The 23,921-nt window shown below is 43.6% G+C and carries 23 protein-coding genes and 1 tRNA gene; 15 read left to right on the forward strand and 9 right to left on the reverse strand.

The genetic code is table 11. The features are described 5' to 3' along the window. Position 1: 1 nt before the first annotated feature. The 9 genes from groL to INQ51_RS03230 all read left to right on the forward strand — a co-directional run bounded on the left by groL (position 2) and on the right by INQ51_RS03230 (position 8,044). Entirely contained in the window at positions 2–1,636 is a 1,635-nt protein-coding gene (gene groL, locus INQ51_RS03190) for a chaperonin GroEL (RefSeq protein WP_233376447.1), read from the forward strand. Between the two features lie 404 nt (positions 1,637–2,040). Further along, a complete protein-coding gene (gdhA, locus tag INQ51_RS03195; RefSeq protein ID WP_233376448.1) occupies positions 2,041–3,375 on the forward strand; it encodes an NADP-specific glutamate dehydrogenase in 1,335 nt (444 codons plus the stop codon). A gap of 165 nt (positions 3,376–3,540) precedes the next feature. Further along, positions 3,541–4,305 (forward strand): TatD family hydrolase, encoded by a 765-nt coding sequence (locus INQ51_RS03200; RefSeq protein ID WP_119436972.1) that lies wholly within the window; start codon positions 3,541–3,543, stop codon positions 4,303–4,305. 29 nt (positions 4,306–4,334) lie between these two features. Further along, positions 4,335–5,378 carry an asparaginase gene (locus INQ51_RS03205; RefSeq protein WP_233376449.1) on the forward strand — a complete coding sequence of 348 codons (1,044 nt, stop codon included), beginning with the start codon at positions 4,335–4,337 and terminating at the stop codon, positions 5,376–5,378. A 70-nt stretch (positions 5,379–5,448) separates the two neighbouring features. Then, positions 5,449–5,536 (forward strand) — tRNA-Ser (locus INQ51_RS03210). Positions 5,537–5,679: 143 nt separating this feature from the next. After that, positions 5,680–6,483 (forward strand): MotA/TolQ/ExbB proton channel family protein, encoded by an 804-nt coding sequence (locus INQ51_RS03215; RefSeq protein ID WP_233376450.1) that lies wholly within the window; start codon positions 5,680–5,682, stop codon positions 6,481–6,483. A 16-nt stretch (positions 6,484–6,499) separates the two neighbouring features. Next, a complete protein-coding gene (locus INQ51_RS03220) occupies positions 6,500–6,961 on the forward strand; it encodes a hypothetical protein (protein WP_233376451.1) in 462 nt (153 codons plus the stop codon). Between the two features lie 33 nt (positions 6,962–6,994). Beyond that, positions 6,995–7,561 carry an ExbD/TolR family protein gene (locus INQ51_RS03225; RefSeq protein WP_233376452.1) on the forward strand — a complete coding sequence of 189 codons (567 nt, stop codon included), beginning with the start codon at positions 6,995–6,997 and terminating at the stop codon, positions 7,559–7,561. A gap of 12 nt (positions 7,562–7,573) precedes the next feature. Continuing rightward, positions 7,574–8,044 carry an ExbD/TolR family protein gene (locus INQ51_RS03230; protein ID WP_119436977.1) on the forward strand — a complete coding sequence of 157 codons (471 nt, stop codon included), beginning with the start codon at positions 7,574–7,576 and terminating at the stop codon, positions 8,042–8,044. A 69-nt stretch (positions 8,045–8,113) separates the two neighbouring features. On the opposite strand, the gene INQ51_RS03235 is transcribed toward INQ51_RS03230, so the two are convergent. The 3 genes from INQ51_RS03235 to INQ51_RS03245 all read right to left on the reverse strand — a co-directional run bounded on the left by INQ51_RS03235 (position 8,114) and on the right by INQ51_RS03245 (position 11,138). Further along, positions 8,114–9,433: a DEAD/DEAH box helicase gene (locus INQ51_RS03235; protein ID WP_233376453.1), complete on the reverse strand. Its 1,320-nt coding sequence runs from the start codon at positions 9,431–9,433 to the stop codon at positions 8,114–8,116. A gap of 139 nt (positions 9,434–9,572) precedes the next feature. Then, positions 9,573–10,676 (reverse strand): DNA-processing protein DprA, encoded by a 1,104-nt coding sequence (gene dprA, locus INQ51_RS03240; RefSeq protein ID WP_233376454.1) that lies wholly within the window; start codon positions 10,674–10,676, stop codon positions 9,573–9,575. A gap of 9 nt (positions 10,677–10,685) precedes the next feature. Beyond that, positions 10,686–11,138, reverse strand: coding sequence for a hypothetical protein (locus tag INQ51_RS03245; RefSeq protein ID WP_233376455.1), 453 nt, complete (start codon positions 11,136–11,138; stop codon positions 10,686–10,688). A gap of 97 nt (positions 11,139–11,235) precedes the next feature. On the opposite strand from INQ51_RS03245, the gene aroB reads away from it, so the two are divergent. Both aroB and INQ51_RS03255 read left to right on the forward strand, forming a co-directional pair. Beyond that, positions 11,236–12,300, forward strand: a complete 1,065-nt coding sequence (gene aroB, locus INQ51_RS03250; RefSeq protein WP_233376456.1) for a 3-dehydroquinate synthase — start codon at positions 11,236–11,238, stop codon at positions 12,298–12,300. A gap of 41 nt (positions 12,301–12,341) precedes the next feature. Further along, the gene (locus INQ51_RS03255; RefSeq protein WP_233376457.1) at positions 12,342–13,574 is read left to right on the forward strand and encodes a 3-phosphoshikimate 1-carboxyvinyltransferase; all 1,233 of its coding nucleotides are present in this window, start codon (positions 12,342–12,344) and stop codon (positions 13,572–13,574) included. 94 nt (positions 13,575–13,668) lie between these two features. Here INQ51_RS03255 and INQ51_RS03260 read toward each other — a convergent pair whose 3' ends face one another. Next, a complete protein-coding gene (locus tag INQ51_RS03260) occupies positions 13,669–14,181 on the reverse strand; it encodes a nucleoside deaminase (RefSeq protein WP_233376458.1) in 513 nt (170 codons plus the stop codon). 93 nt (positions 14,182–14,274) lie between these two features. On the opposite strand from INQ51_RS03260, the gene aspS reads away from it, so the two are divergent. Then, positions 14,275–16,032: an aspartate--tRNA ligase gene (aspS, locus tag INQ51_RS03265; protein ID WP_233376459.1), complete on the forward strand. Its 1,758-nt coding sequence runs from the start codon at positions 14,275–14,277 to the stop codon at positions 16,030–16,032. A 77-nt stretch (positions 16,033–16,109) separates the two neighbouring features. Here the strand turns inward: aspS and fic are convergent, their stop codons facing one another. The 4 genes from fic to INQ51_RS03285 all read right to left on the reverse strand — a co-directional run bounded on the left by fic (position 16,110) and on the right by INQ51_RS03285 (position 19,807). Beyond that, positions 16,110–16,991: a protein adenylyltransferase Fic gene (gene fic, locus INQ51_RS03270; RefSeq protein ID WP_233376460.1), complete on the reverse strand. Its 882-nt coding sequence runs from the start codon at positions 16,989–16,991 to the stop codon at positions 16,110–16,112. Positions 16,992–17,227: 236 nt separating this feature from the next. Continuing rightward, positions 17,228–18,394: a carcinine hydrolase/isopenicillin-N N-acyltransferase family protein gene (locus INQ51_RS03275; protein WP_233376461.1), complete on the reverse strand. Its 1,167-nt coding sequence runs from the start codon at positions 18,392–18,394 to the stop codon at positions 17,228–17,230. Between the two features lie 34 nt (positions 18,395–18,428). Further along, positions 18,429–18,950, reverse strand: coding sequence for a Crp/Fnr family transcriptional regulator (locus tag INQ51_RS03280; protein ID WP_233376462.1), 522 nt, complete (start codon positions 18,948–18,950; stop codon positions 18,429–18,431). A gap of 218 nt (positions 18,951–19,168) precedes the next feature. Next, positions 19,169–19,807 (reverse strand): DUF6090 family protein, encoded by a 639-nt coding sequence (locus tag INQ51_RS03285; protein ID WP_233376463.1) that lies wholly within the window; start codon positions 19,805–19,807, stop codon positions 19,169–19,171. Between the two features lie 962 nt (positions 19,808–20,769). Here INQ51_RS03285 and INQ51_RS03290 point away from each other — a divergent pair. Both INQ51_RS03290 and INQ51_RS03295 read left to right on the forward strand, forming a co-directional pair. Beyond that, on the forward strand, positions 20,770–21,435 hold the full coding sequence (locus INQ51_RS03290; protein WP_233376464.1) for a transaldolase family protein: 666 nt from the start codon (positions 20,770–20,772) through the stop codon (positions 21,433–21,435). A gap of 69 nt (positions 21,436–21,504) precedes the next feature. After that, positions 21,505–21,861: an arsenate reductase family protein gene (locus INQ51_RS03295; RefSeq protein ID WP_233376465.1), complete on the forward strand. Its 357-nt coding sequence runs from the start codon at positions 21,505–21,507 to the stop codon at positions 21,859–21,861. Between the two features lie 15 nt (positions 21,862–21,876). Here the strand turns inward: INQ51_RS03295 and INQ51_RS03300 are convergent, their stop codons facing one another. Beyond that, positions 21,877–22,548: a carboxypeptidase-like regulatory domain-containing protein gene (locus tag INQ51_RS03300; protein WP_233376466.1), complete on the reverse strand. Its 672-nt coding sequence runs from the start codon at positions 22,546–22,548 to the stop codon at positions 21,877–21,879. A 260-nt stretch (positions 22,549–22,808) separates the two neighbouring features. On the opposite strand from INQ51_RS03300, the gene INQ51_RS03305 reads away from it, so the two are divergent. Continuing rightward, a complete protein-coding gene (locus INQ51_RS03305; RefSeq protein ID WP_233376467.1) occupies positions 22,809–23,825 on the forward strand; it encodes a pirin family protein in 1,017 nt (338 codons plus the stop codon). Positions 23,826–23,921 lie beyond the last annotated feature (96 nt).

Raw genomic sequence — 23,921 nt, forward strand, 5'->3', positions numbered from 1 at the left:
GATGGCTAAAGAAATTAAATTTAATATTGAGGCTCGCGACCTGCTGAAAAGCGGTGTTGACCAGCTGGCAAATGCAGTGAAAGTAACACTTGGTCCCAAAGGGCGCAATGTTGTAATTGAGAAAAAATTTGGCGCTCCGCAGATCACGAAAGATGGTGTAACGGTTGCCAAAGAAATTGAGTTGAAAGACGCTTACGAAAACCTGGGTGCACAAATGGTGAAAGAAGTAGCTTCGAAAACCGGCGACGATGCAGGTGACGGAACTACTACTGCAACTGTATTGGCTCAGTCGATCGTAAACGTAGGTCTGAAAAACGTAACTGCCGGTGCCAACCCAATGGATTTGAAACGCGGTATCGACAAAGCAGTTGAAGCGGTTGTTCAGAGCATTGCTGATCAGGCACAGACCATTGGCGACGACTACAAAAAAATCGAATCGGTTGCTAAAATTTCTGCCAACAACGACGGAGTAATCGGTGCACTGATTGCAGAAGCCATGCAAAAAGTAAACAAAGAAGGTGTTATTACGATTGAAGAAGCAAAAGGAACCGACACTTACGTTGATGTAGTGGAAGGCATGCAATTCGACCGTGGTTACATTTCTCCCTATTTTGTAACGGATGCCGAAAAAATGGCAGCAGAACTGGACGGCGCTTTCATCCTGATCCACGACAAAAAGGTAAGCACCATGAAAGATCTTCTTCCTGTATTGGAAGCCACTGCTCAAACTGGTCGTCCGTTGATGATCATTGCTGAAGATGTAGACGGCGAAGCTCTTGCAACTTTGGTTGTTAACCGCTTGCGTGGCTCGTTAAAAGTATGTGCCGTTAAAGCTCCGGGCTTTGGCGACCGCAGAAAAGAAATGCTCGAAGACATTGCAATCCTTACCGGTGGTACAGTAATTACTGAAGAAAAAGGTATGAAACTGGAACAAGCCACTATTGATATGTTGGGCCAGGCAGAAAAAATTATCGTTGACAAAGAAAATACAACTGTAGTTAATGGTGCTGGTTCACAGGAAGCGATTTCTGCCCGCGTTGCACAGATCAAAACTCAGATGGAAAACACCACTTCTGATTACGACAAAGAAAAACTACAGGAACGTTTGGCAAAACTGGCCGGTGGTGTTGCTGTGATCTATGTTGGTGCCGCTTCTGAAGTGGAAATGAAAGAAAAGAAAGACCGCGTAGATGACGCACTTCACGCTACACGTGCAGCAGTTGAAGAAGGAATTGTTCCTGGTGGTGGTGTTACTTACATCCGTGCTATTGAAGCGCTGGAAAATTTAACTGGCGACAATGATGACGAAACTACTGGTATCGAAATCATCAAACGTGCCATCGAAGAGCCACTTCGTCAGATTGTAGCCAATGCAGGCAAAGAAGGCGCTGTGGTTGTACAGAAAGTAAAAGAAGGCACAGCTGACTATGGATACAACGCCCGCATCGACGAATACCAGAATCTTTTGGAAACCGGCGTTATCGACCCGGCCAAAGTAACGCGCGTTGCACTTGAAAATGCTGCTTCTATCGCCGGTATGTTCCTGACTACAGAAACAGTTATCGTTGATATCAAAGAAGACGCACCAGCTCCAATGGGCGCTCCCGGAATGGGCGGCATGGGTGGCATGATGTAAAAAACGATATTCATATTACATACTAAAAGCTCTTCCTTTTTCAGGAAGGGCTTTTTTTTGATTCGCTTCAGGAAAAATTCCGTGAAAAACAGTTTTAGCCTGTTTTAAATGCAACGAATACCACATTTAACAGCTCCCAAAATACTGACAATCGTCAGACAGTGTTATTTAACATCTTTTCAGCAAAAACAAACCACTGATTTTCAACAAATTAAAAACCAACTGATCTTGCTCAAAAGATTGTTTTTTACTTCAGAAGTTCTCTACCTTTAGTCCGTTAATAAATTAAACAAAATCGATTGCTAAGCACATAACAGTGCTTACAATACAACTTAAGTTTTAACTTCGGAATTCAAGGTTTCGAATCAAAAAAAGAAAAGTGACTTCCGATAATTAAGGTCGTTATGAGAGCAGACATAAATGAATTCATTGAGAATTTGACAAGAAGAACTCCCGGCGAAAACGAGTTTCACCAGGCAGTTGAAGAAGTAATCGGTTCAGTTTGGGATTTTTACGAGAAAAATCCACGTTATCAAAAAGCAAAGATCCTTGAACGCATGTGCGAACCGGAGCGTGTAATTATGTTCCGTGTTCCATGGGTTGATGACCGTGGCGAAGTTCAGATTAACCGTGGTTACCGCGTAGAATTTAACTCTGCATTGGGCCCGTACAAAGGAGGACTGCGCTTCCACGCCAGCGTTACGCTAAGCATCCTGAAGTTTTTAGGTTTTGAACAAACCTTCAAAAACAGTTTGACTACACTCCCGATGGGAGGTGGAAAAGGTGGGTCTGATTTCAGTCCCAAAGGAAAAACAGATGGCGAAATCATGCGTTTCTGCCAGTCGTTTATGAGCGAGCTTTACCGCCACATTGGCCCAAATACCGATGTTCCTGCAGGTGACATTGGCGTTGGCGGCCGCGAAATTGGCTACCTGTTTGGTCAGTACAAAAGACTGAAAAACGAATTCACTGGCGTTCTTACAGGAAAAGGGCTTGCCTGGGGAGGAAGTTTAATCCGTCCGGAAGCTACCGGTTTTGGTGCGGTTTACTTTGCTCAGCACATGCTACACCGTTTGGGACAAGATATTGAAGGACAAACAGTCGCCGTTTCCGGTTTTGGGAACGTAGCCTGGGGCGCCATTACAAAACTCAACCAGTTGGGCGGGAAAGTAGTAACCATCTCTGGTCCTGACGGCTACATTTACGACAAAGAAGGAATCAGTGGCGACAAAGTTGACTACCTGCTTGAATTGCGTTCCAGTAACAACGATATAGTGGAACCCTATGCCAAAGAGTTTGGCGCAGAATTTTTCGCAGGAAAACGTCCGTGGGAAGTCCCGGTTAATATTGCCATGCCTTGTGCCACCGAAAACGAAGTGGATTTGAACGATGCCAAGTCGCTGGTTAAAAATGGCTGTACCATGTTGGCCGAAGTTTCCAACATGGGTTCAACAACCGAAGCAGCCGAATACATGTCGGAACACTGCCATTACGCACCGGGCAAAGCAGTAAACGCTGGCGGAGTAGCGGTTTCGGGTCTGGAAATGTCGCAAAACAGCATGCGTATTAACTGGCCGGCCGAAGAAGTGGACCTTCGCTTAAAAGACATCATGAAGAACATTCACGACACTTGTGTAAACTACGGGCTCAACGGTGACAAAGTAGATTACATAAAAGGCGCCAACGTGGGCGGCTTCGTAAAAGTAGCCGAGGCAATGATGGCACACGGAGTTGTGTAAGCATACCATTATTATATACCTGGAAAATCCGCAGAAATCTGCGGATTTTCTTTTTTATGGAGTAGAGATGCTAAAATGTACTGATCGTTAAATTTAAATTATAGATAATGTTGAAATAGCCGAGGTCACAAAACACTTTTTTACATTTGTCGAAATTTGCTCAAAATGCTGATTGACACACATTCTCATATTTATTCGGAGGAATTCATACACGATCGTGACGAGGCACTCCAAAGAGCCTACGACAATGGGATCAAAAAGATCATTCTGCCGAATATTGATTCCGGCTCAATAAAACACATGCTGGACTTATCGGATGCGTACCCCCACCTTTGCTATCCGTTAATCGGCCTTCATCCCACTTCGGTTGATGAAGATTACAAAGAAGAACTTGAAGCAGTCGAATATTGGCTAAATAAACGCAAGTTCTATGGCATTGGCGAAATCGGTATTGATCTTTACTGGGAAAGAAAATTCATCGACGAGCAAAAAGATGCTTTCCGTCACCAGATCAGGCTGGCCAAAAGCCACAATCTACCCATTGTAATTCATGTGAGGAATTCTTTTGAAGAAACCTACCAGATCGTAAAAGAAGAACAAGACGGTAGTTTGCGAGGAACCTTCCATTGCTTTTCAGGCTCGGCGGCTGAAGCACAAAAAGTGGTCGACCTTGGATTCTTTTTGGGGATTGGCGGCGTTCTTACCTTTAAAAACAGTAACCTGGAAGAAGTGGTCAGCTCGGTAAAAGTTGACAACCTTTTACTTGAGACCGATGCGCCTTACCTGGCCCCTGTTCCCAAGCGCGGAAAACGCAACGAAAGTTCCTACCTTGTTTATATTGCACAGAAGCTGGCCGAGATATACAACATCTCTGTTACGCGAGTGGCTGAAATAACCACAACAAATGCGCGTGGATTATTTGAAATTTAATAACTTGCAGGCCGATTTTTAGGACTGTAATGAACAACGGAACAGAGAAAAAGACATCCATTCTGATTATTTATACCGGTGGAACCATTGGGATGGTTCAACATCCGCAAAACGGAACACTGATACCCGTGCGTTTTGAAAAGATCCAGGAAGTAGTTCCGGAGCTAAAAAAATTCGATTTCATTATTAAAACGGTAACCTTCAATCCGGCATTGGATTCTTCCAATATGAATCCCGTGGTCTGGATTAAAATTGCCAAAACAATCGAACGTTACTACAGCCAATACGATGGTTTTGTGGTACTCCACGGAACCGATACAATGGCGTACACGGCTTCGGCTCTGAGTTTCATGTTCGAAAACCTGGATAAACCCATTATTCTCACCGGCTCGCAATTGCCGATCGGGATGATACGTACCGATGGAAAGGAAAACCTGATAACTGCGGTGGAAATTGCTGCGGCCAAACACGATGGAGTCAGCACGGTACCCGAAGTTTGTATTTATTTTGATTTCAAACTTTACAGGGGGAACCGCACCGTTAAACGAGATGCAGAACTTTTCAGTGCTTTCCGTTCGGTTAATTATCCGGAACTGGCCGTAGCCGGAATTGACATCAAGTACAGCAACGAATTTATTTACCATCCCGAAAACAGGGGGATATTAAAGGTAAGTACCAACTTTGACGATAATGTGGTTATCTTAAAAATATTTCCGGGAATCAATCAGAACGTTTTGAACTCGGTATTGGAGACGCCCGGATTAAAAGGGGTTGTTCTGGAAACATTTGGATCGGGCAATGTGCCCACTTCCCGTTGGCTGATCAACAGCATAAAACGGGCTATCAAGCGGGGAATCATTGTTTTGAACATTACTCAGTGCGAAGGAGGAAGGGTTGTAATGGGACAATACCAGACCAGCCTGGAGCTCTTGAACGGGGGTGTTATTTCGGGAAAAGATATGACAACAGAAGCTGCAATTACCAAGCTCATGTTCCTGTTGGGACAAGACTTGAAACACGATGAAATTAAAATGTATCTCAATAAGAGTATGAGAGGGGAAATTAGTGAATAGCGAACTTTTTTTTTCACAATTTTTTATTAATTTGCAGCCCTCATTTTTGGGGAGACCAGTGATAAATACTGGAGAGGTGCAGGAGTGGCTGAACTGGCACGCCTGGAAAGCGTGTGTACCGCGAAACGGTACCGGGGGTTCGAATCCCCCTCTCTCCGCTGAAGGGAGAAAAAGTTCTTGAAATGTGCAGGAGGTTGGCAAAACACCGGGCACATTTTTTGTAGTGAGGGACAGTTATTAAATTCAAAATCAAAGCAAATAAAAATCAAAAGAGATTATTAATTAAAAATTCAAATCAATTATGAAAAGACTATTCGCGTTAATAGCCGTATTTGGGATGCTGTTTTTCATGGCATCAAACGTAGCGCTTGCTCAGGATGAACCAGCTGCTACACCAGAAGCAACTACCCAACAGGTAGATCAGTCTGTCGATCAGGAAGAACAAGCGGCAGCTGCGGCTGAAGAAGGAAAATCATTACACAGTCAATTGAAACAAAAATTTATCGAAGGTGGTCCAACTTTCATGTCTTTCGTTTTGATCACATTGATCCTTGGATTGGCTTTCGCAATTGAAAGAGTTCTTTACTTGAACCTGGCTACCAGCAACACTAAAAAATTATTGGCTAAAGTTGAAGAAGCTTTGGAAAATGGTGGTGTTGAAGCTGCTAAAGATGTTTGCCGTAACACTCGCGGACCTGTTGCAAGTATTTTCTACCAAGGTCTTGACCGCTTCGATCACGGTATCGATGTAGTAGAAAAAACAGTAATTTCTTACGGAAGTGTTCAGGCTGGTCTTTTGGAAAAAGGTTTGAGCTGGATCGCATTGTTTATTGCTCTTGCTCCTATGTTAGGTTTCATGGGTACAGTAATCGGTATGATTAGTGCATTCGACGCTATCGAAGTTGCCGGGGACATTTCTCCCTCATTGGTTGCTAACGGTATCAAAATCGCGTTGATCACGACTGTAACAGGTCTTATTGTTGCTATCATTCTTCAGATTTTCTACAACTACTGTGTAGCTAAAATCGATAGCATCATCAACAACATGGAAGATGCTTCCATTTCGTTGCTTGACCTTTTGGTAAAACATAACATGAAAAAATAATAAGGAGTATTGAAAAATGGGTAAAACAGGAAAAATAGTTACGATAGTACTGTGGGCTCTACTCATTGTTTCAGCAATACTTGTCGTTTCGTTGATGGTTAACATTAACGAGGAAGTTGACACTGATCCTGCAATGAATAGTTGGGTAAACTCCAACTTGGTATGGGCTTACATACTTTTAGCTTTCGGGGCTGGTGTAGCAGTTATTTCATCTTTGCTACACATGTTCACCGATAAAAAAGCGGCTAAAAATGGTATAATTTCTCTCATATTTCTTGGTGCCGTTTTCTTGGTAGCATATTTACTGGCCTCACCTGAGATTCCTCAGTTTCCAGGCGTAGATAAATTTATTACTGACGGAACATTAAATGAGAGTGTGTCTAAATTGGTAGATACTGGATTGTATGCAACTTATATTCTTATCGGATTAGCGATAGTTTCAGTTGCATCATCTTCAGTAATGCGTTTAATTAAGTAATCAGTTTCGTGGTAATTAAAAACAGGAAAAGTTATGTCTAGAAAAATGCCGGAAATACCGTCTGCCTCGCTGGCAGATATCGCATTCATGTTGCTGATCTTTTTCCTGGTAACAACCACGATGGACGTTGACAGCGGTCTTCGAAGGAGACTTCCGCAATGGGTCGATAAAGAACAGGAAGATGATACGGACATCAACGAACGTAACATCTTTGTAGTTCTGGTAAATAAAAACAACGACTTGTTGGTAGAAGGAGACTACGAACGTATTGACAATCTTCGCGAAAGGGCAAAAGAGTTTATGGAAAATCCATTTGACGATGCAAACCTGCCCGAGAAAGAACCTAAGGAAATACCTTACTTCGGTGAAGTAATGGTTACCAAAGGTGTTATTTCTCTGCGAAATGACCTTGATACTCAATACGGAACGTATCTCGCTGTACAAAACGAGCTGGTTGCTGCCATTAATGAGTTAAGAGATGAGTTGGCAATGAGAAAGTGGGGAAAACCTTACAGTAATCTTGACAGTGAACAACAAGACGCTGTTCGGGAGATTTACCCGCAGAAGATCTCAGAAGCTGAACCTAAAGGAAAAATCTAAAAGGAATAAGAGATGAGTAAATTTAGAAAAGATGGTGGGAAGGAACTTCCTCCAATTTCGACGGCTTCTTTGCCGGATATCGTGTTCATGCTTTTATTCTTCTTTATGGTTAGTACGACAATGCGTGAAGTAACTTTAAAAGTAAAGATGCGCCTTCCGGAAGCTACAGAATTAAGCAAACTGGAAAAGAAATCTTTGGTAAGTTACATCTACATTGGAGAACCTCAACCTCAGTTTCAGAAAACATTTGGAAAAGCACCACGTATTCAGTTAAACGATCAGTTTGCTGATGTAAGCGAAGTTCAGGATTATGTAATTGCTGAACGTGAAGCAAGAGTGGAAGCAGAACGTCCGATGATTGTTACGTCTCTGAAAATTGATGAAAATACGAAGATGGGTATTGTGAACGATGTTAAGCAGGAATTGCGTAAGTCGGCCGCATTGAACATCAACTATTCATCAAGGAGAAGAGCTGAGCGATAAAACTCGATCAATGCTATATACAAAAAAGGGAAGCGATGCTTCCCTTTTTTGTTGCTGTTAACCAGCAGCTTATTTTCTTTTCTTTCTCTTCTGCCGCGCTTTTGTTCTTGCAAACTTGTCGTCAAAAGAGCGTTTCGAACTCTTATGTCTTTTCTTCTGATGAAAGGCCCCCTGGAAAGTAGGATCGTCTATTTTTCGCTGCCTGTCAATTTCCCGAAGCTGTTGCTGGTTCTCACCAAATTCAGTTTCCAAAACTTCCACCTCTTCCGGAAGTGGCAACAGCTCAATATTGGTACGAATCAGTTTCTGGATTTTTTCCCAATGCCATTCATCCGAAGGATCAATCAATGTAATGGCATCGCCCTTATTACCGGCCCTCGCTGTACGGCCAATTCGGTGAATGTAGTCGTCGTAGTCATTCGGCAAATCAAAATTAATTACATGACTCACCTGGCTTACATCCATTCCTCGTGCCGAAACATCGGTGGTAATCAATATCCTGACTTCTCCGTTTTTAAAAGCCTGAATAGAGTTAATCCGTGAGTTCTGCGCTTTGTTGGAGTGAAGAATACGTTTCTCTCCTTCTGCTTTTCTTTCGATCACCCGGAAAACTCCCTCGGCATGTTCCTTGGTCTTCACAAAAATGACGACCCGGGTAAATTTCTCTTCGTCTTCCAGTAAATGCTTTATCAGGTTCAGCTTGGTCCTGTAGTTGGGAACATTGTAAGCCTTTTGAGTTACCAGATCCACAGGAGTGGCAGATGGTGCCATCTCCAGCTTGTCGTAATGATCCAGAAATTCGGCAGCAAGCTTTTCAATGGCTTCCGAGAAAGTAGCAGAGAATAGAAGATTTTGCCGTTTTGCCGGAATGATCTCCTGCAACTGGCGTAATTGCGGCATAAATCCCATGTCAAGCATCCGGTCAGCTTCGTCAATAACCAGGTACTTTATCTTTTTCAGTTTCAGCGCTCCTACCTTGTACAAATCCATTAACCGCCCCGGGGTTGCCACCAGGATATCAACTCCCGGTTCAAGCAAGGCCGCATGTTTTGTCCAGCCTATTCCCCCGAATACGGCAGCGTGTCTCAGCTCCGAATAGGAGGTCAGCTCTTCAATGTCCTCTCCCACCTGAATAGACAATTCGCGGGTAGGAACCACAATCAATACACGGGGGTCGGTTCCTTCAGGCTTTTGTAAGCGCGTTAAAAGAGGCAGCAGGTAAGCCGCCGTTTTTCCGGTGCCAGTCTGAGCGACACCCACAATATTCACCCCTGAATTTATTTTTGGAATAGCATGTTCCTGAATCGGTGTTGGCGTTGTAAAACCGATGTCATCCAACGACTTCAGTATCGACTTTGCTACTTTTAATTGTTCAAATGTTTTCTTCATTTCATTTTTGTTGTCACCAATCAATGGTATTCGATGTAACTCGCAAACACCGACATTCTTTTGAGAAAGTCAATCTGTGAGCTCATTTCATGCCGCAAAAATAGAAAACTTAAATGAGAATGAGTGATTTAACTGCAAATCACTTTAAACGATACATTTTACCGGGTAAAGCCTGAATAACATTTTGGAACTCAAGATTCAACAACATCGCGGAAACACGGCTCACCGGAAGCTGAATTTCGGCAGAAATCTGATCGATAAAAAGTTCTTTCTCCTTCAACAGCAAATCCACCACTTTCTGTTCTTCTGGCTTTAATTCAACAAACAAGCTTGATTGCACCGCCTCTTTCCTGACAGCCGCTTCCCAGCCCATAAAATATTCCAGGTCTTCAATTCCCTCGATTAAGGTTGCGGCGTTATTTCGAATCAATTGATTGCACCCTTTCGAATAAACATCGCCCGAACGCCCGGGAAAAGCAAAAACATCCCGGTTATACGACGAAGCAATATCAGCGGTCACCAGCGCACCTCCTTTTTCTGCCGACTCCACTACAATGGTTGCATCTGCCAAACCAGCAATAATGCGGTTTCGTTTCAGAAAATTCTGCGGATCTATTTTTGTCCCGCTCGGGAAATCGGTTAACAGGCCACCATTCTCCAGCATATTAACAGCCGTTTCGCGGTGCAAAGCAGGATACAGGCGATCCAATCCGTGCGCTACCACACCCACTGTTGAAATATTATTTTTCAGAGCCGCCCGGTGCGCGTGAATATCAATTCCATAGGCCAGGCCGCTCACCACCAGTATGTCGTAGCCTCTTTCTGCAAATGCACTCACCAGATCGTCGATCATACGCTTTCCGTAATCAGTGGCGTTCCGGGTCCCCACGATGCTAATAACACGCTGCTTATCGGGATTAAAATTGCCCTTGTAATAAATCAATATTGGCGAATCCACACAGCTTTTCAGTCTTCGCGGATAGCCCGGATCGGTGTAAAAGGCAGTTTTTATTTCATGTTTCTGAATATACTCCAGTTCTTTTTCAGCCTTCTCCAGTACCTTGGAATTGCGAATTCTCTGGGCGTTCTGCTCTCCTATTCCCGGAATTTTCTTCAGCGCACTCAGCGACGAACTAAAAATTCCTTCCACGCTCCCCACATAAGCCACAAGATTTCTGGCCAGGATTCCACCGATCCCGGGCAACATTGAAAGTGCAATTTTATATTTGAGGCTTTCTTCCATGCAAGGGGTTTAGCTCCGAAGTATTTTGGACAGGCTGTCTTTCATTTTCTGACGGTCTTCTAAAGGCAAGGCCGATAAACTTACCGAGGGATATTCGGCAATTCCGTTCCTGGTTCGCACCAAAAAAGTCAGATCAGAGAGCTTTCCAAACAGTGAATCCTCAAAATGTGCATTCTGAAGAATAGTATGTGGAAACTCAATTGAATGATAGGATTTCGATCCAAAACTAATGGCTTTGTAGTACCTTAATACGATCCGTCCATGTTCATCGTTAAATTGTAAATACTGGTAGTCAGCCACATGGAAAAACAAATACCAGATAGAAAAAACGCCCACACCGGCTAATCCGAAAATGGTGTAATCAAGTAAAAACAATGCAAGACTTATTAAAGCAATCACAATACTCACCAGAAAAAAAATTCGTTTATACCTGGTGGCCCTCCTCCTATTCGTAATCTTCATTCTTCGTTATTAAAATTCTAAGACTTATCTGACCGGCTCCGGAAACAAATCCGAAACCCATTTTTATTATAACTTTAACGCAATTTAGCAGCAACATATGGGAAATTCAACAATTTATTCCAAAATATTATACGCACGCAATTTGGAAGCTGAACTCAAAGCTTACATCGAAAAATACCCAAAAGGGAAAGTGTTTCTGGCTACCGAAACTACGATGAACCAGCTTTGGCTCCCCCGGTTCAATGCTTTCTTTGAAGAATCGGGCGTAAAGAAAGTGGTAATTCCCGCCGGTGAACACAACAAAAAAATTGAGTCGGTAGGTAAAATATGGGAATTTCTTTCGCACAACGGTTGCGACCGCAAATCACTTCTAATTAACATTGGCGGAGGAATGCTCACTGACTTGGCAGGCTTTGCAGCTACAACGTTCAAACGCGGAATCGATTTTCTGAACATCCCTACCACCCTGCTTTCGCAAGTGGATGCCTCGGTGGGTGGAAAAACAGGCATTAATTTCAGCGGTTTGAAAAACGAAGTGGGAACATTCAAAGAGCCCATTGCCGTTATTATCAACACCGATTTTCTGAAAACGATTGACCGCGAGAATTTGGTTTCGGGTTTTGCCGAGATGATCAAACACGGGTTAATCCATAATCCGGAGCATCTGGAAGAACTCAAGCCTTTTGACTTCGACAACATCGATTACGACCATCTTCAGGAAATCATCCGGCATTCGGTGAATGTAAAGGAATACTTTGTTGCCAACGATCTTACAGAAAACAACATCCGCAAGGCACTGAATTTCGGGCACACCGTTGGGCATGCATTTGAAAGCCTGGCCATGGAGCAGAAACGCCCGGTACTGCACGGGTATGCAGTGGCCTACGGAATGATTGCAGAATTGTACCTATCGGTAAAAATGTGTGCATTCCCGGAAAATGAATTGAAAACACTGACACAGTGGATGCTGAGTATCTACGGTAAATTCGAAATTTCGGAAAGCGATTTTGAACGCCTTTACCAGCTGATGACACACGATAAAAAGAATGAATCGGGACGCATCAATTTCACGCTGCTTCCGGAAATCGGGCAAATTGCCATCAACCAAAATTGCAGCAAAGAATTGATACAGGAAGCACTTGAATATTACCGGAACCTGTAATCCCATTTTTAGTTGAATCAAAAAGTTAGAATTTACAGCCTATGAATTACCAGATTTCAGCAGCTATAAAAAACTTGTCGGGAACCATCCAACTACCGGCGTCGAAAAGTATCAGTAACCGGGCTCTCATCATTCATGCCTTGAGTTACAGTCCCTACCCGATCCACAATCTTTCGGACAGCGACGACACCAAGGTGCTGCAAGCCGCACTTTTTTCGAACTCAAATAAGTTTGACATTGGTCATGCCGGAACCGCGATGCGTTTTCTGACTGCCTTTTTGGCTAAAGTGGTTGGGGAATGGGAAATAACCGGCTCGGAGCGGATGAAACAACGCCCCATTAAAATTCTGGTAGATGCTTTAACCGAACTCGGCGCCAACATTGAATACCTGGGCGAGGAAGGTTGCCCGCCACTCAAAATATTTGGTTCGCACTTAAAAGGGAAAACCATACAGCTCGACGGCAGCGTATCAAGCCAGTACATTACGGCCTTGTTACTGATTGCGCCCACGCTCGAAGGTGGATTGACCTTAAATCTTAGAGGCGATATAACTTCGCGCTCCTATATAAAACTTACACTGGAATTGATGGCCAAATTTGGGATTCGCTACCAGTGGCATAAAAACGAGATTATCGTTCCCGAACAGCGCTATTTCCCGATCGATTATACCTGCGAAGCCGACTGGTCGGGAGCTTCGTACTGGTACCAGATCATGGCACTGGTTGATTCGGGCGAAATACTCATGGAAAACCTGGTGCTCAACAGTCTGCAGGGCGACGCCGACATTGCCGCCTGGTTTGAGCATTTTGGCGTGGAATCCATTCAGGAGAAAAGCGGGGTGATCCTCAGCAAAACAAAAAACAACCAACCCGATCGTCTGGATCTTGACTTCATCGAAAACCCGGATGTAGCACAAACCATGGCTTGTTTGTGTGTGGCGAAAGGCATTCCTTTTCATTTTACGGGATTGAAAACGCTGAAAATAAAGGAAACCGACCGCATTGCGGCTTTGCAAAACGAACTCGCCAAATTCGGAGCTACCCTGGTTGAACCGGCGCATGGTGAACTTGCCTGGGACGGAAAGCTCGACATGGAGACAAAAGAAGAACTTCCGCTGGTAAAAACCTACCACGATCACCGGATGGCGCTGGCGTTTGCACCTATGGCACTGGCCGGACTTCCGATGCGAATTGAAGACCCGATGGTGGTCACCAAATCCTATCCCGGATTCTGGAGCGATCTGAAAAAGATCGGCTTTGAGGTTTCAGAATAAAAAGTTTTGATGTGAGTATGGAGTATTAAGTATTGAACAACTTCAATTTCCGGGACTCAATACACACATCTCATTACTCACTACTATAAAAATCCTATCTCTTTTTCCGAAAAAAGTCCTGCATCAGTTCGCGGCATTCGGTTTCCAGAACTCCGCCCAGCACTTCGGTTTTGGGATGAAGCGCCTGTGCAGCGTATTTCTTGAAACCCCTCTTTTCGTCGTGCGCACCAAAAACCACTTTGCCAATCTGCGACCAGCCCAGCGCACCGGCACACATCACACAAGGCTCGAGTGTAACATACAAAACACAATCATTCAAATATTTTCCGCCCAGCAAATTGGCAGCCGCAGTAATCGCCTGCATTTCGGCATGAGCCGTTACATCGTTCAGCGTTTCGGTGAGATTGTGGGCACGTGCGATAATTTTCCCGTTCGCAACTACCACCGCCCCTACCGGAACCTCCCCTTTGTCGTACGCCTGCAAGGCTTCCGCAAAAGCCTTTTTCATAAAATATTCGTCGTTAAATGGCTCAATCATGGCTGTAATATCTCTTAGGTTCTTTTTTTGTTTTTCGTTATTCCACACATCGGCTTCCATCCGGTGCATTAATCTTGGTTATCACACAAGTTAAGGCGACAAATGTCGGACAAAATTGCCAAAATCTTCTTATTTTCGCAACCGAATAAAAAGACAGACATCATGTACAGAACACATACTTGCGGCGAGCTTCGTATCGAAAATGTAAACCAAGAAGTTACCCTTTCAGGTTGGGTGCAGCGCATCCGCGACCTGGGAGCCATGAGCTTTATCGACTTGCGCGACCGCTACGGAATTACACAATTGGTAGTTGACGAACAGACCGATGCCTCAGTGGCTTCGATGCTGGACCAACTGGGCCGCGAATTTGTGATTCAGGCAAAGGGTACCGTTCGCGAACGTTCGAGCAAAAACAAGAACATTCCAACCGGTGAGATCGAAATTGCCCTGAGCGAAATCAACGTTTTGAGCCAATCGGATATTCCTCCGTTTACCATTCAGGACGATACCGATGGTGGCGACGAACTGAGGATGAAATACCGTTACCTCGATTTGCGCCGTGCTCCCGTACGTGATAACCTGATTTTGCGTGCGAAAATGGCACACGCCGTTCGCAATTACCTGAATGCAAGAGATTTTATTGAAACCGAAACTCCGGTTCTGATCAAATCGACTCCTGAAGGTGCCCGCGACTTTGTAGTTCCGTCGCGTATGAACGCCGGCGAATTTTATGCACTGCCGCAATCGCCGCAAACATTCAAACAGTTGCTGATGGTGGCCGGTTTCGACCGCTACTACCAGATTGTAAAGTGTTTCCGCGACGAAGACCTGCGTGCCGACCGTCAGCCTGAGTTTACCCAGATCGACTGCGAAATGTCGTTTGTGGAACAGAAAGACGTACTCGAAATGTTCGAAGGCCTTACCAAGTACATGTTCAAGGAAACGCTGGGTGTTGAAGTGGAAGATTTTCCGTGGATGCCTTACAGCGAAGCCATGGAAAAATACGGTTCGGACAAACCTGATACCCGTTTTGAAATGCTGATCAGCGAGCTGACCGAAACTGTAAAAGGAAAAGGTTTTGGCGTGTTTGATGCAGCCGAATACGTTGGAGCGATTGCTGCCAAAGGTTGTTCGGAATACACCCGCAAACAGCTTGACGGGCTGACTGAGTGGGTAAAACGTCCGCAAATTGGCGCCAAAGGTTTGGTGTATGTAAAATGCAATGCCGACGGAAGCTTCAAATCGTCGGTTGATAAATTTTATTCGGAAGAAGACCTGAAAACCTGGGCAGAGATTACCGGTGCCGAAGCAGGCGATCTTATCCTGGTCATGTCGGGCGACAAAGAGCACATCCAGGAAGCACTGGGTTCGCTGCGTCTCGAAATGGCCAACCAATTGGGGCTACGCGATAAAAACGTTTTCAAACCTTTGTGGGTGGTCGACTTCCCGCTGCTGGAATGGGACGAAGACACACAACGTTTCTACGCCAAGCACCATCCGTTTACTTCGCCAAAGCCCGAAGACATTCCGCTGCTCGACACCGATCCGGGAAAAGTTCGCGCCAATGCCTACGACCTGGTAATCAACGGGGTTGAAATCGGTGGTGGTTCGGTACGAATCTTTAATTCGGAGTTGCAGGCAAAAATGTTTGACAAACTGGGCTTTACTCCCGAACAGGCACAGGCACAGTTTGGCTTCCTGATGAACGCCTTTAAATTTGGTGCGCCGCCACATGCCGGTATCGCCTTTGGTTTCGACCGTTTGGTATCGATGTTCGCCGGGCTGGAGACCATCCGTGATGTGATCGCTTTCCCGAAAAACAATGCCGGCCGCGATGTGATGATCGACTCGCCTGCGCCAATTGCCAACGAACAGCTTGACGAACTGAATTTGGTGATCGATCTAAAAGAAAAGAAATAATATACCTATCCAAAATAGTTGAAAGGCATCTCCGCGAGGAGGTGCCTTTTTTATAGCAGATAACACAGCCGTCCGACTTACTCGTCCTCCTCATAGTAATATGAGTAATCAATACCCAACATAAACATCTCACGGTCGTTTATTTTGTTAGTAAGCGATTTCTCTAGTAATGATTTCAGAACACTACTTTTAGTTGGACTTAAAACCATTGCATTCATGTAATCTTGCTTGCTTATTTTACTCCAATCAACACATTTTTTGAGGCGTTTTTTTAGTATTAAATCCAACCATATTCTGGCACTCCTGCCATTGCCTTCCATAAAAGGATGGGCAATATTCATTTCTACATATTTGTTTACAATTTCGTCGAATGTAGTTTCGGGCATCGTTTCTATTTCTCTTAATGTGTTGCCTAGAAAGTGGGATACTGCAAATTGGAAACCTCCTTTTGAGATATTTTTCTGTCTTATCTGCCCCGCAAAATCATACAACCCGCCAAATAAATAAGCATGTATTTGCTGCAATCCTTTAGTTGTACCAACTTCTATGCTATTGATAAAAGAACTTTCAAACATAGCATATGCTTTTATTTTGCTTTTCCCATCTACACTCTCGTCACTGTATGTAAACCATTCGATAAATCGGTTTGCCTTTTTACCCGGAAACTCTTTCCCTAATGCAATAATACCGTTGTAATCCAACACGTCGGCTAAACGCTTTTTACCATCGGGTGCAAGAATTTTCAACTGGGTAGTAGCACTAACCACTTGGCTGTTTTCTTTCTTCAACCTGGCTTTGAGGTACTTCCAGTAGTTGCGGGTTTTGGCATAATCATCCTGGTTGGTAAGAACGGCAACAATATCCAACACCGAAAACCACCATTTGGCGTTTTCGTCGTCCCAAATGGCACGAACTTCCCGGTCATCAAAAAAACGTATGGATATTTTTGCATTACTCATAATGGCAATGTTGGCTATTCTTCATATCTAAGATTCTCTATCCAAAGTTAAAATAAATTCTATCTCGTAATTTTCTCTGCGTTGTTAGGTCCGCCAACCACCAATATCATTGTTTTTATCCAAGTTCAGCAGTCGTTGCATGGTAGCCCGTTGTTTGGAAATTCATGCTTTTGCAAACAAGCACGCGAGGGGACTCGCGCGGGAGCGGGGGTGCCTTTTTAGTTGCCTATGGCCGGCTATTTCAATTTAAATTTAAAATATTCCGTTCTTTCCTGTTTGTTTTTGTCTTCTTTTCTGTAAAAAGATACTTCCATTGTTTTTTGATTGCAATCATATACGTTGTGGTAAACGGTTCGTACTGTAACCGATGGAGGAGTTTTATACATCTCCTGCCGAACAAATACCTTTGAGTTTATTTTTTTGATGGAGTCATTAGAAACTTTTCCACTGTAAGTACTGATGGCTTCACTGAGTGTTTTATACCGGGCAAATGGGCACGACAAGTCATTGCTTTTCGGGAATGTGTAGATTGCAGGGTATTTATGCAAAGGGAAATTGGTGAGTATTTGTATTTCCGAATTTCCATCCGTGAAAAAGTCCTGATTGTGTTCGATTGGATATTCCCAAACAAACGAATTCCCGAATTTATCTGCTATCAGCAAATGGGTCGGAAGAATCATCCGAAAGTGTTTATTGCATAAAAGCATTTCTTTTGCTTCCTCAGCTGTTTTGCAATTGTCGAGCAGCTGCTGAACAACAAGCATTTCATTAATACCCACACCTGAATCCATACTTGGCTTGTAGGCGTTTTCGTTTAGCACATCGCCGTGAAGATGAGTAACCGCCAGCCCTTCAGAGTTAATTCCATCCAGCGCCAATCCATATAATTCAAAACAAAACATTACCAAAGAAGAATATCCGCTATTAGGATGTAGCTCCAGAACGTATGGCTTCTCCATTATTTTGGTGCTATTTTTTTGCGCGCTGTCGCCGGCTGACTGAGGGATGCAAACAAGTTCCAAATCGGCATTTCTGCTTATTATCCCTGTCTCCGTTTCGGTAGAACAAGGAGGGTAGTAAACCGCCGAACACATTGGAATGGCTAATGTGATACCAAAACAGGAATAATCGTGTTCAGCCTGTTGAATGTCTTCGCCAAAAGCACTGGCGAAACCAGCCATCCGATCGAAATGTGCCGGGTAATTCTTTTTTAAGTAAGTATACTGAGCATCGCGTTTGGAGGTTGACGACCATTTGGGCATTTGGAGCGAATGCCTGTTTTTTGCAAGTTCGCCAAGCTTATTTCCAATCCCGAAGTTGGTACCTGACAAGCGAATGTGTTTTACGTTTGCATAATCGCCTTGTCTGTCATGTAAAGTAAACTCTTCAAATTTTAAAGCCATTTTTTAGGTACAAAAAAATACAAACGCAGCTTAGTTATCGTTTACATTTGTTGATAAGTTGCTTTCGTGCCCTACTTAGTTGAGTAGGAGTAATTCCTAAAAAACTGGCGATGTAATAATGTGGTATTCGATTTATCAGCTTAGGATATTCCTTCAAAAAAAGTTCATATTTTTCTAATGAGTCCAAATTCTGAAGGGCGACTAATCGTGACTGTAATTGTATGTTTAATTTTCGAAATGCCAGTGCAATTACTTCTGTAATATCCTGGTCTTTGTTCAGGTGAGACATAACTTCGGAATAGTCAGCCATTAAAACTTCACATTCTTCCAATGCCTGGACCGAAACCGGGGCATTCGCATTGGGAATATAACTTCCAATCACCATATCACCTTCCTGGTAAAAATGCGTTGTAATTTCATTGCCATCGTTATCGGTAACAAAACCCCGCATTACACCTTTCGTTAACCGGGCTATCCTTGTACACGGATTTCCACATTTCAGAAAGAATTCCTCATTTTCTATGGTCTCAATATTATGAAGAGATTCTATAATCATTTTCGGCAAATTACTAAAATGTTCCAACACAAAAGCTTGCTAACGGTCACCCGGCAGAGCAGGCAAAAGGGAGTTTCACCCACAGCCTCTCATCCGGCTCTTGTTGTACAACAACAAACGTTTCATGTAGTTATAACTATTTGCCGGAAATTAAATAAGCCGAAGTTGCTTTCGACCCAAACTACCACGCGCCGAAGCGGGGTATTTTAAAATAACACCTACAATTCTTCTTCAATAAGCTTTTTAAGTTCTAATGCTTTTTCTTTTAGCCCCTTGTATCTTGAAATACTTGTTTTAATAAGAAATATTCTTACCCCTGTCAAAGCATATAATTTTGGATCTGTTAATAAATCATGATTTGAGGCACTTATAAACTTAGGTAAATACTCAAGACTTTCTTCATTATGGTGTTTAAAATCCCAGTCTTTAATAAACTCCAGATCTTCTATTAATCCATTATAATTAATAATCTCTTTACGAAGCTCAAAATTTTCAATAATATCTAAACTTCCAGAGGATTGCAATGATTCAAAAGTTGCTGTTTTTAGATCTTGTGCATAAACAGAATATATCGCTGATCCTATGTATTCTTTTAATGAATCAATATTTTGGTTCTGTCCTCTTATTAGATTAGTAACTTTATGTAAAGACTGATCTATATTGCCAATTTTTATCAAGATTGTATCTAATTTCGGAATATCATCATTGATTTCATCCAGGAAAGATTCCAAAAATATTAACTCACGTTTTTGTTCTTTTCTGTTTTCAGAGTATTTATCAATTGAAAAGGCAACTGAAATGCCTAAAATCACTATTACCAACTCAATAACATGGTTTAACCATTTAATATCTTTCATACAATCAATTTAATCTTAATGAATTATTCTTCGTGTGAATTTATAATAAACCAAATAATGTTATACATATGAGAATATGGCGTATGCAGCGTAACGTACGTGTATGATGCAATGCATTATACACGCGGGTAGGCTCAGCCTGTTAATTTATTAAATTTCAATATTTTGCCTTCATTAATCTGGAAAAGGGAAAGGCTTTCGGTATTTGCAACCGGTAATTTCAATGCATTCGGTATTTCTGGTTTTTAGCTTTCTAAAAATAAACATAAAATTATTTCAGAAGTGAATATTATTTGATAAAACCGGGAAAAATCCAAAAGGAAACCAATATGGCTTGATAATTGGCTGACCCGGCTGCATTTCGTGCCTACGTTTTCAGAAAAAACACGCTACATTTTAGAAAAATCTAGCGTGTTTTTTGTACTTCTGAAAAGCCCTGTTATAAGGCCTTTTCGTACTTCAGCATTTCCTGCTGAACTTTAGCCCAAGCTCCCCGTTGCCAAGAACAAAAAGGTCTCCGATCAATTTTCCATCGCATTGACACGGTCAAAAGCATGTCCGGGCAATTTTTCTTGTCATTGACACGGTCAACGGACTGTCGGAGCAGTTTTTCATGCTATTGACACAGGCAATGACTTGTCCGAACAATTTTTCATCGTATTGACACGATCAAAAGCCTCACCGAGCAATTTTTCACGTCATTGACACGGTCAACAGCCTCTCCGGGCAATTTTTCATGTCATTGACATGGGCAATAACCTTGAAAACATAAACTTCCGGGTAGTCCTTCCTGATTTACTTCCAGCAAACAGCCTCTCCCCCTTTCGCATCTGAAGAAAAAGTAAACTTTCTCAGTTTCAGTGTCAATTTATTCTGAGTTCGGCAAACTTTGCTAAACTTTGCATCCTTATTTCGAAGAAACCAATAGACGTGTCAAACCCCACCACAAAAAGTAACTGATTATGATTTACATGGCAGATACGGCTGATATAGCAGCCTTGAAACATCTATATGAATTCTTTCCGCTGGAAGGAATAACCACCAATCCAACCATTCTGAAAATGGCCGGGCAACCGCTTTCGCTTGCTGTTGACCAGATCAAGGCGATTGTGGGCGACGGGATGATCCACATCCAGGTAATGAGCGAAAATGCCGACGACATTGTGCGCGAAGCCAAGAAATACAAAACGTATTTTGATTTGGGCGACAACTACTACACCAAAATTCCGGTAACACCACAGGGTTACAAGGCGATGTCGATATTGAAAGACGCCGGAATAAATGTAACCGCCACCGCCATTTTCACACAGCAACAGGCGCTGGTAGCCGCCAAAGCAGGGGCCGATTTTGTGGCACCGTACGTAAGCCGTCTGGACAACATTTCGTCGCACGGAATTGACGTGGTGGGCGACATTGCCAAAAACATTATCGAGTACGAACTCAACACCAAGGTGCTGGCGGCGAGCTTCAAAACCGTTGACCAGATTTACCGCGTAAGCATGAAACGCGCGCACTCGGCCACCATCAGCCCGGAGATACTGATGCAGCTGATCAAACACCCGATGACCGACATCAGCGTAAAAACCTTTTTGGAAGACGGCCAGGGCTTGTACGACGTGGAGTTTTAAGCGATAGCAAAGCATTGTATTTTTTTATTCAGCACCTCCTGCTTATCTTTCCGCTTCAAAACACGTAAAATGAAGCGGAAAGTTTATTTTTTATCCACCTGCGATACCTGCCGGCGAATTATGAAAGATGTGGGAGTTGACGACAGCTTTGAACAGCAGGACATCAAATTCTCGCCCGTAACCGACGAACAGGTGGAGCATTTCTACCGTTTTACCGGCAGTTACGAAGAGCTGGTGAACAAGCGCGCCCGCAAACTAAAAGATGCGCTGGCCGAAGCCCCGGTAAAAACTGACGCCGACTACAAAGCACTGCTGCTAAGCGACTATACTTTTTTGAAACGCCCCGTTTTTGAAATCGACGGTGAACTGTTTATCGGGAACGCAAAAAATACCGTGGAAGCGATAAAAGCAAAACTGAAAGCGTGAGCAGGGACAATCCGTTTAGCTCTTTTCCTTCACCAGCTTATTTCGGCGCCACAAATACAAGCTCCAAAACAGCAGCATACCCAAAGGCAGCACAATCTTCAGCGAAAAGGGATAAGCCGAGAAATGCGTTAGGTAAACCGGGCCATTAAGTGGGAAGAATCTTACAATACTGCCGTCGGTAACCGACAGAAAAAAAGTGGGATTGAACAGAAGGATGCCGCAAATCCACAGCACTTTTCTTTTTAGCCCCTTCCGGAAAACGACAAACAACAAGGTGAGCACGTTGAGCAGCGAAATCACATACATATTTATATAATACATCGCCGAAACCCAGCACCGGTCAACCAGGCTGTCAGCTTGTGCCGCTTCCTGCCGTTCCATTTCAATCAACATATTCTGCGGGTCTGTTTTGGCAGATCGAAAGGAAACGTGCTTGCTTTGGTAGCCTTCTTTCGACAGCAACATCTCCAACGCACCTGTCGAACCATGCATCACCCTGTGATAGGAATAGTACCCGGCACTGTCGGAGTAAACCGTATCGATGTTTTTCATGTTGATTTTTACCTCGCTGAGCGGCTGGCGGGTCTCCTTGTCAATTACCTGTCCTTTCGATGAAAACAGCGTATCGCACGAAGTCAGCAACAAAAGCGCAAAAACGGGAACAAGAAAGCGGTTCAGTATCTTCATGTAATCGGTTTTAGTTTGTTATTTGGTTTTATGATCGCTTGCGACTTTGCAAGCAGGTCTCTAATTTAACGGAAAGTCAAGCACTTCACAACTTCTGCCAACATATTAGGCAACATAATTTTATACAAAAGCGGACGATTGTTTTTTATTCCAATTAATTCTCCGCTAAAACAAAACCCCGCGGCGAACAATCACTCCGTCCTCATCGTTTTGATAGTACGATTTCCACAACGGAAATGCAGAACAAAACACCGTAAGCGATGACAAGTAAAATAAAACGCATCCAGCGACTTGGTTTTCCGTGGACCACACTCGATCCTTTCCTGTTTTGTGTCCACCACCTCGATCATTACCCCAAAGCCAACAACGAAATGGGGCCCGCCGCCTCGTTACAGGGCCGCAACATCGGTAACGACTTTGTAATAAAAGATGGCTGGCGCATGTACCACGGCGATAAAGTTCCGGGATTCCCGGCGCACCCGCACCGTGGTTTCGAAACCGTTACCTTTGTTTTACAAGGAATGGTGGATCATGCCGACTCGGCTGGCGGCGCCGGCAGATACGGCAACCGCGATGTGCAATGGATGACCGCCGGCAGCGGTTTGCAACATTCCGAAATGTTTCCTTTGCTGGATGAAGAAAACAAAAACACCACCGAGCTTTTTCAGATTTGGCTCAATCTTCCGGCTTCAAAGAAATTTGTAACACCCGCTTATAAAATGCTTTGGAGTGAAGAGATTCCGGCCCCGGTGTTTGAAGACGCCAACCGCAGGAAAACCACCGTTGATGTGGTGGCAGGTACTATCGCCGATGTTCAGACTGCGGAACCGGCACCCGATTCGTGGGCATCCGACAAAGAGCACGAAGTCGCCATCTGGCAGCTGAACATGGAAGAAAACGCTTCCTGGGAGATTCCGCTTGCAAGCCCCGAAGTAAACCGGATGTTGTATTTCTTTGAAGGAGATTCGATAACACTCGATGGTCAAACAATTGAACCGGGACATGCGATTGAGCTGGATGCATCGCAACAGGTGACAATCGAAAACGGAACGAAGAAAAGTCGTCTCCTCATTCTTCAGGGAAAACCGATTGGCGAACGAGTGGTTCAGTACGGCCCCTTCGTAATGAACTCGGAAGCTGAAATTCAGCAGGCCTTTAACGACTACCGCCTCACCGAATACGGCGGCTGGCCTTGGCCACGCACCGACCAGGTTTTCGAAAAAACAAAAGGGCGCTTTGCCCACTTTTCAGACGGGACAGAGCTTATTAAAGCCTAAATCAGAAGCACTTTTTTACTTTTTCAATAAATTCAGGCAAATCACTTTTACAGCAAAGTCTCCGGAATAAAATAAATTTACCTTCGCAGTTATCCA

Source organism: Maribellus sp. CM-23, assembly GCF_021354595.1.
Taxonomy (GTDB): domain Bacteria; phylum Bacteroidota; class Bacteroidia; order Bacteroidales; family Prolixibacteraceae; genus Draconibacterium.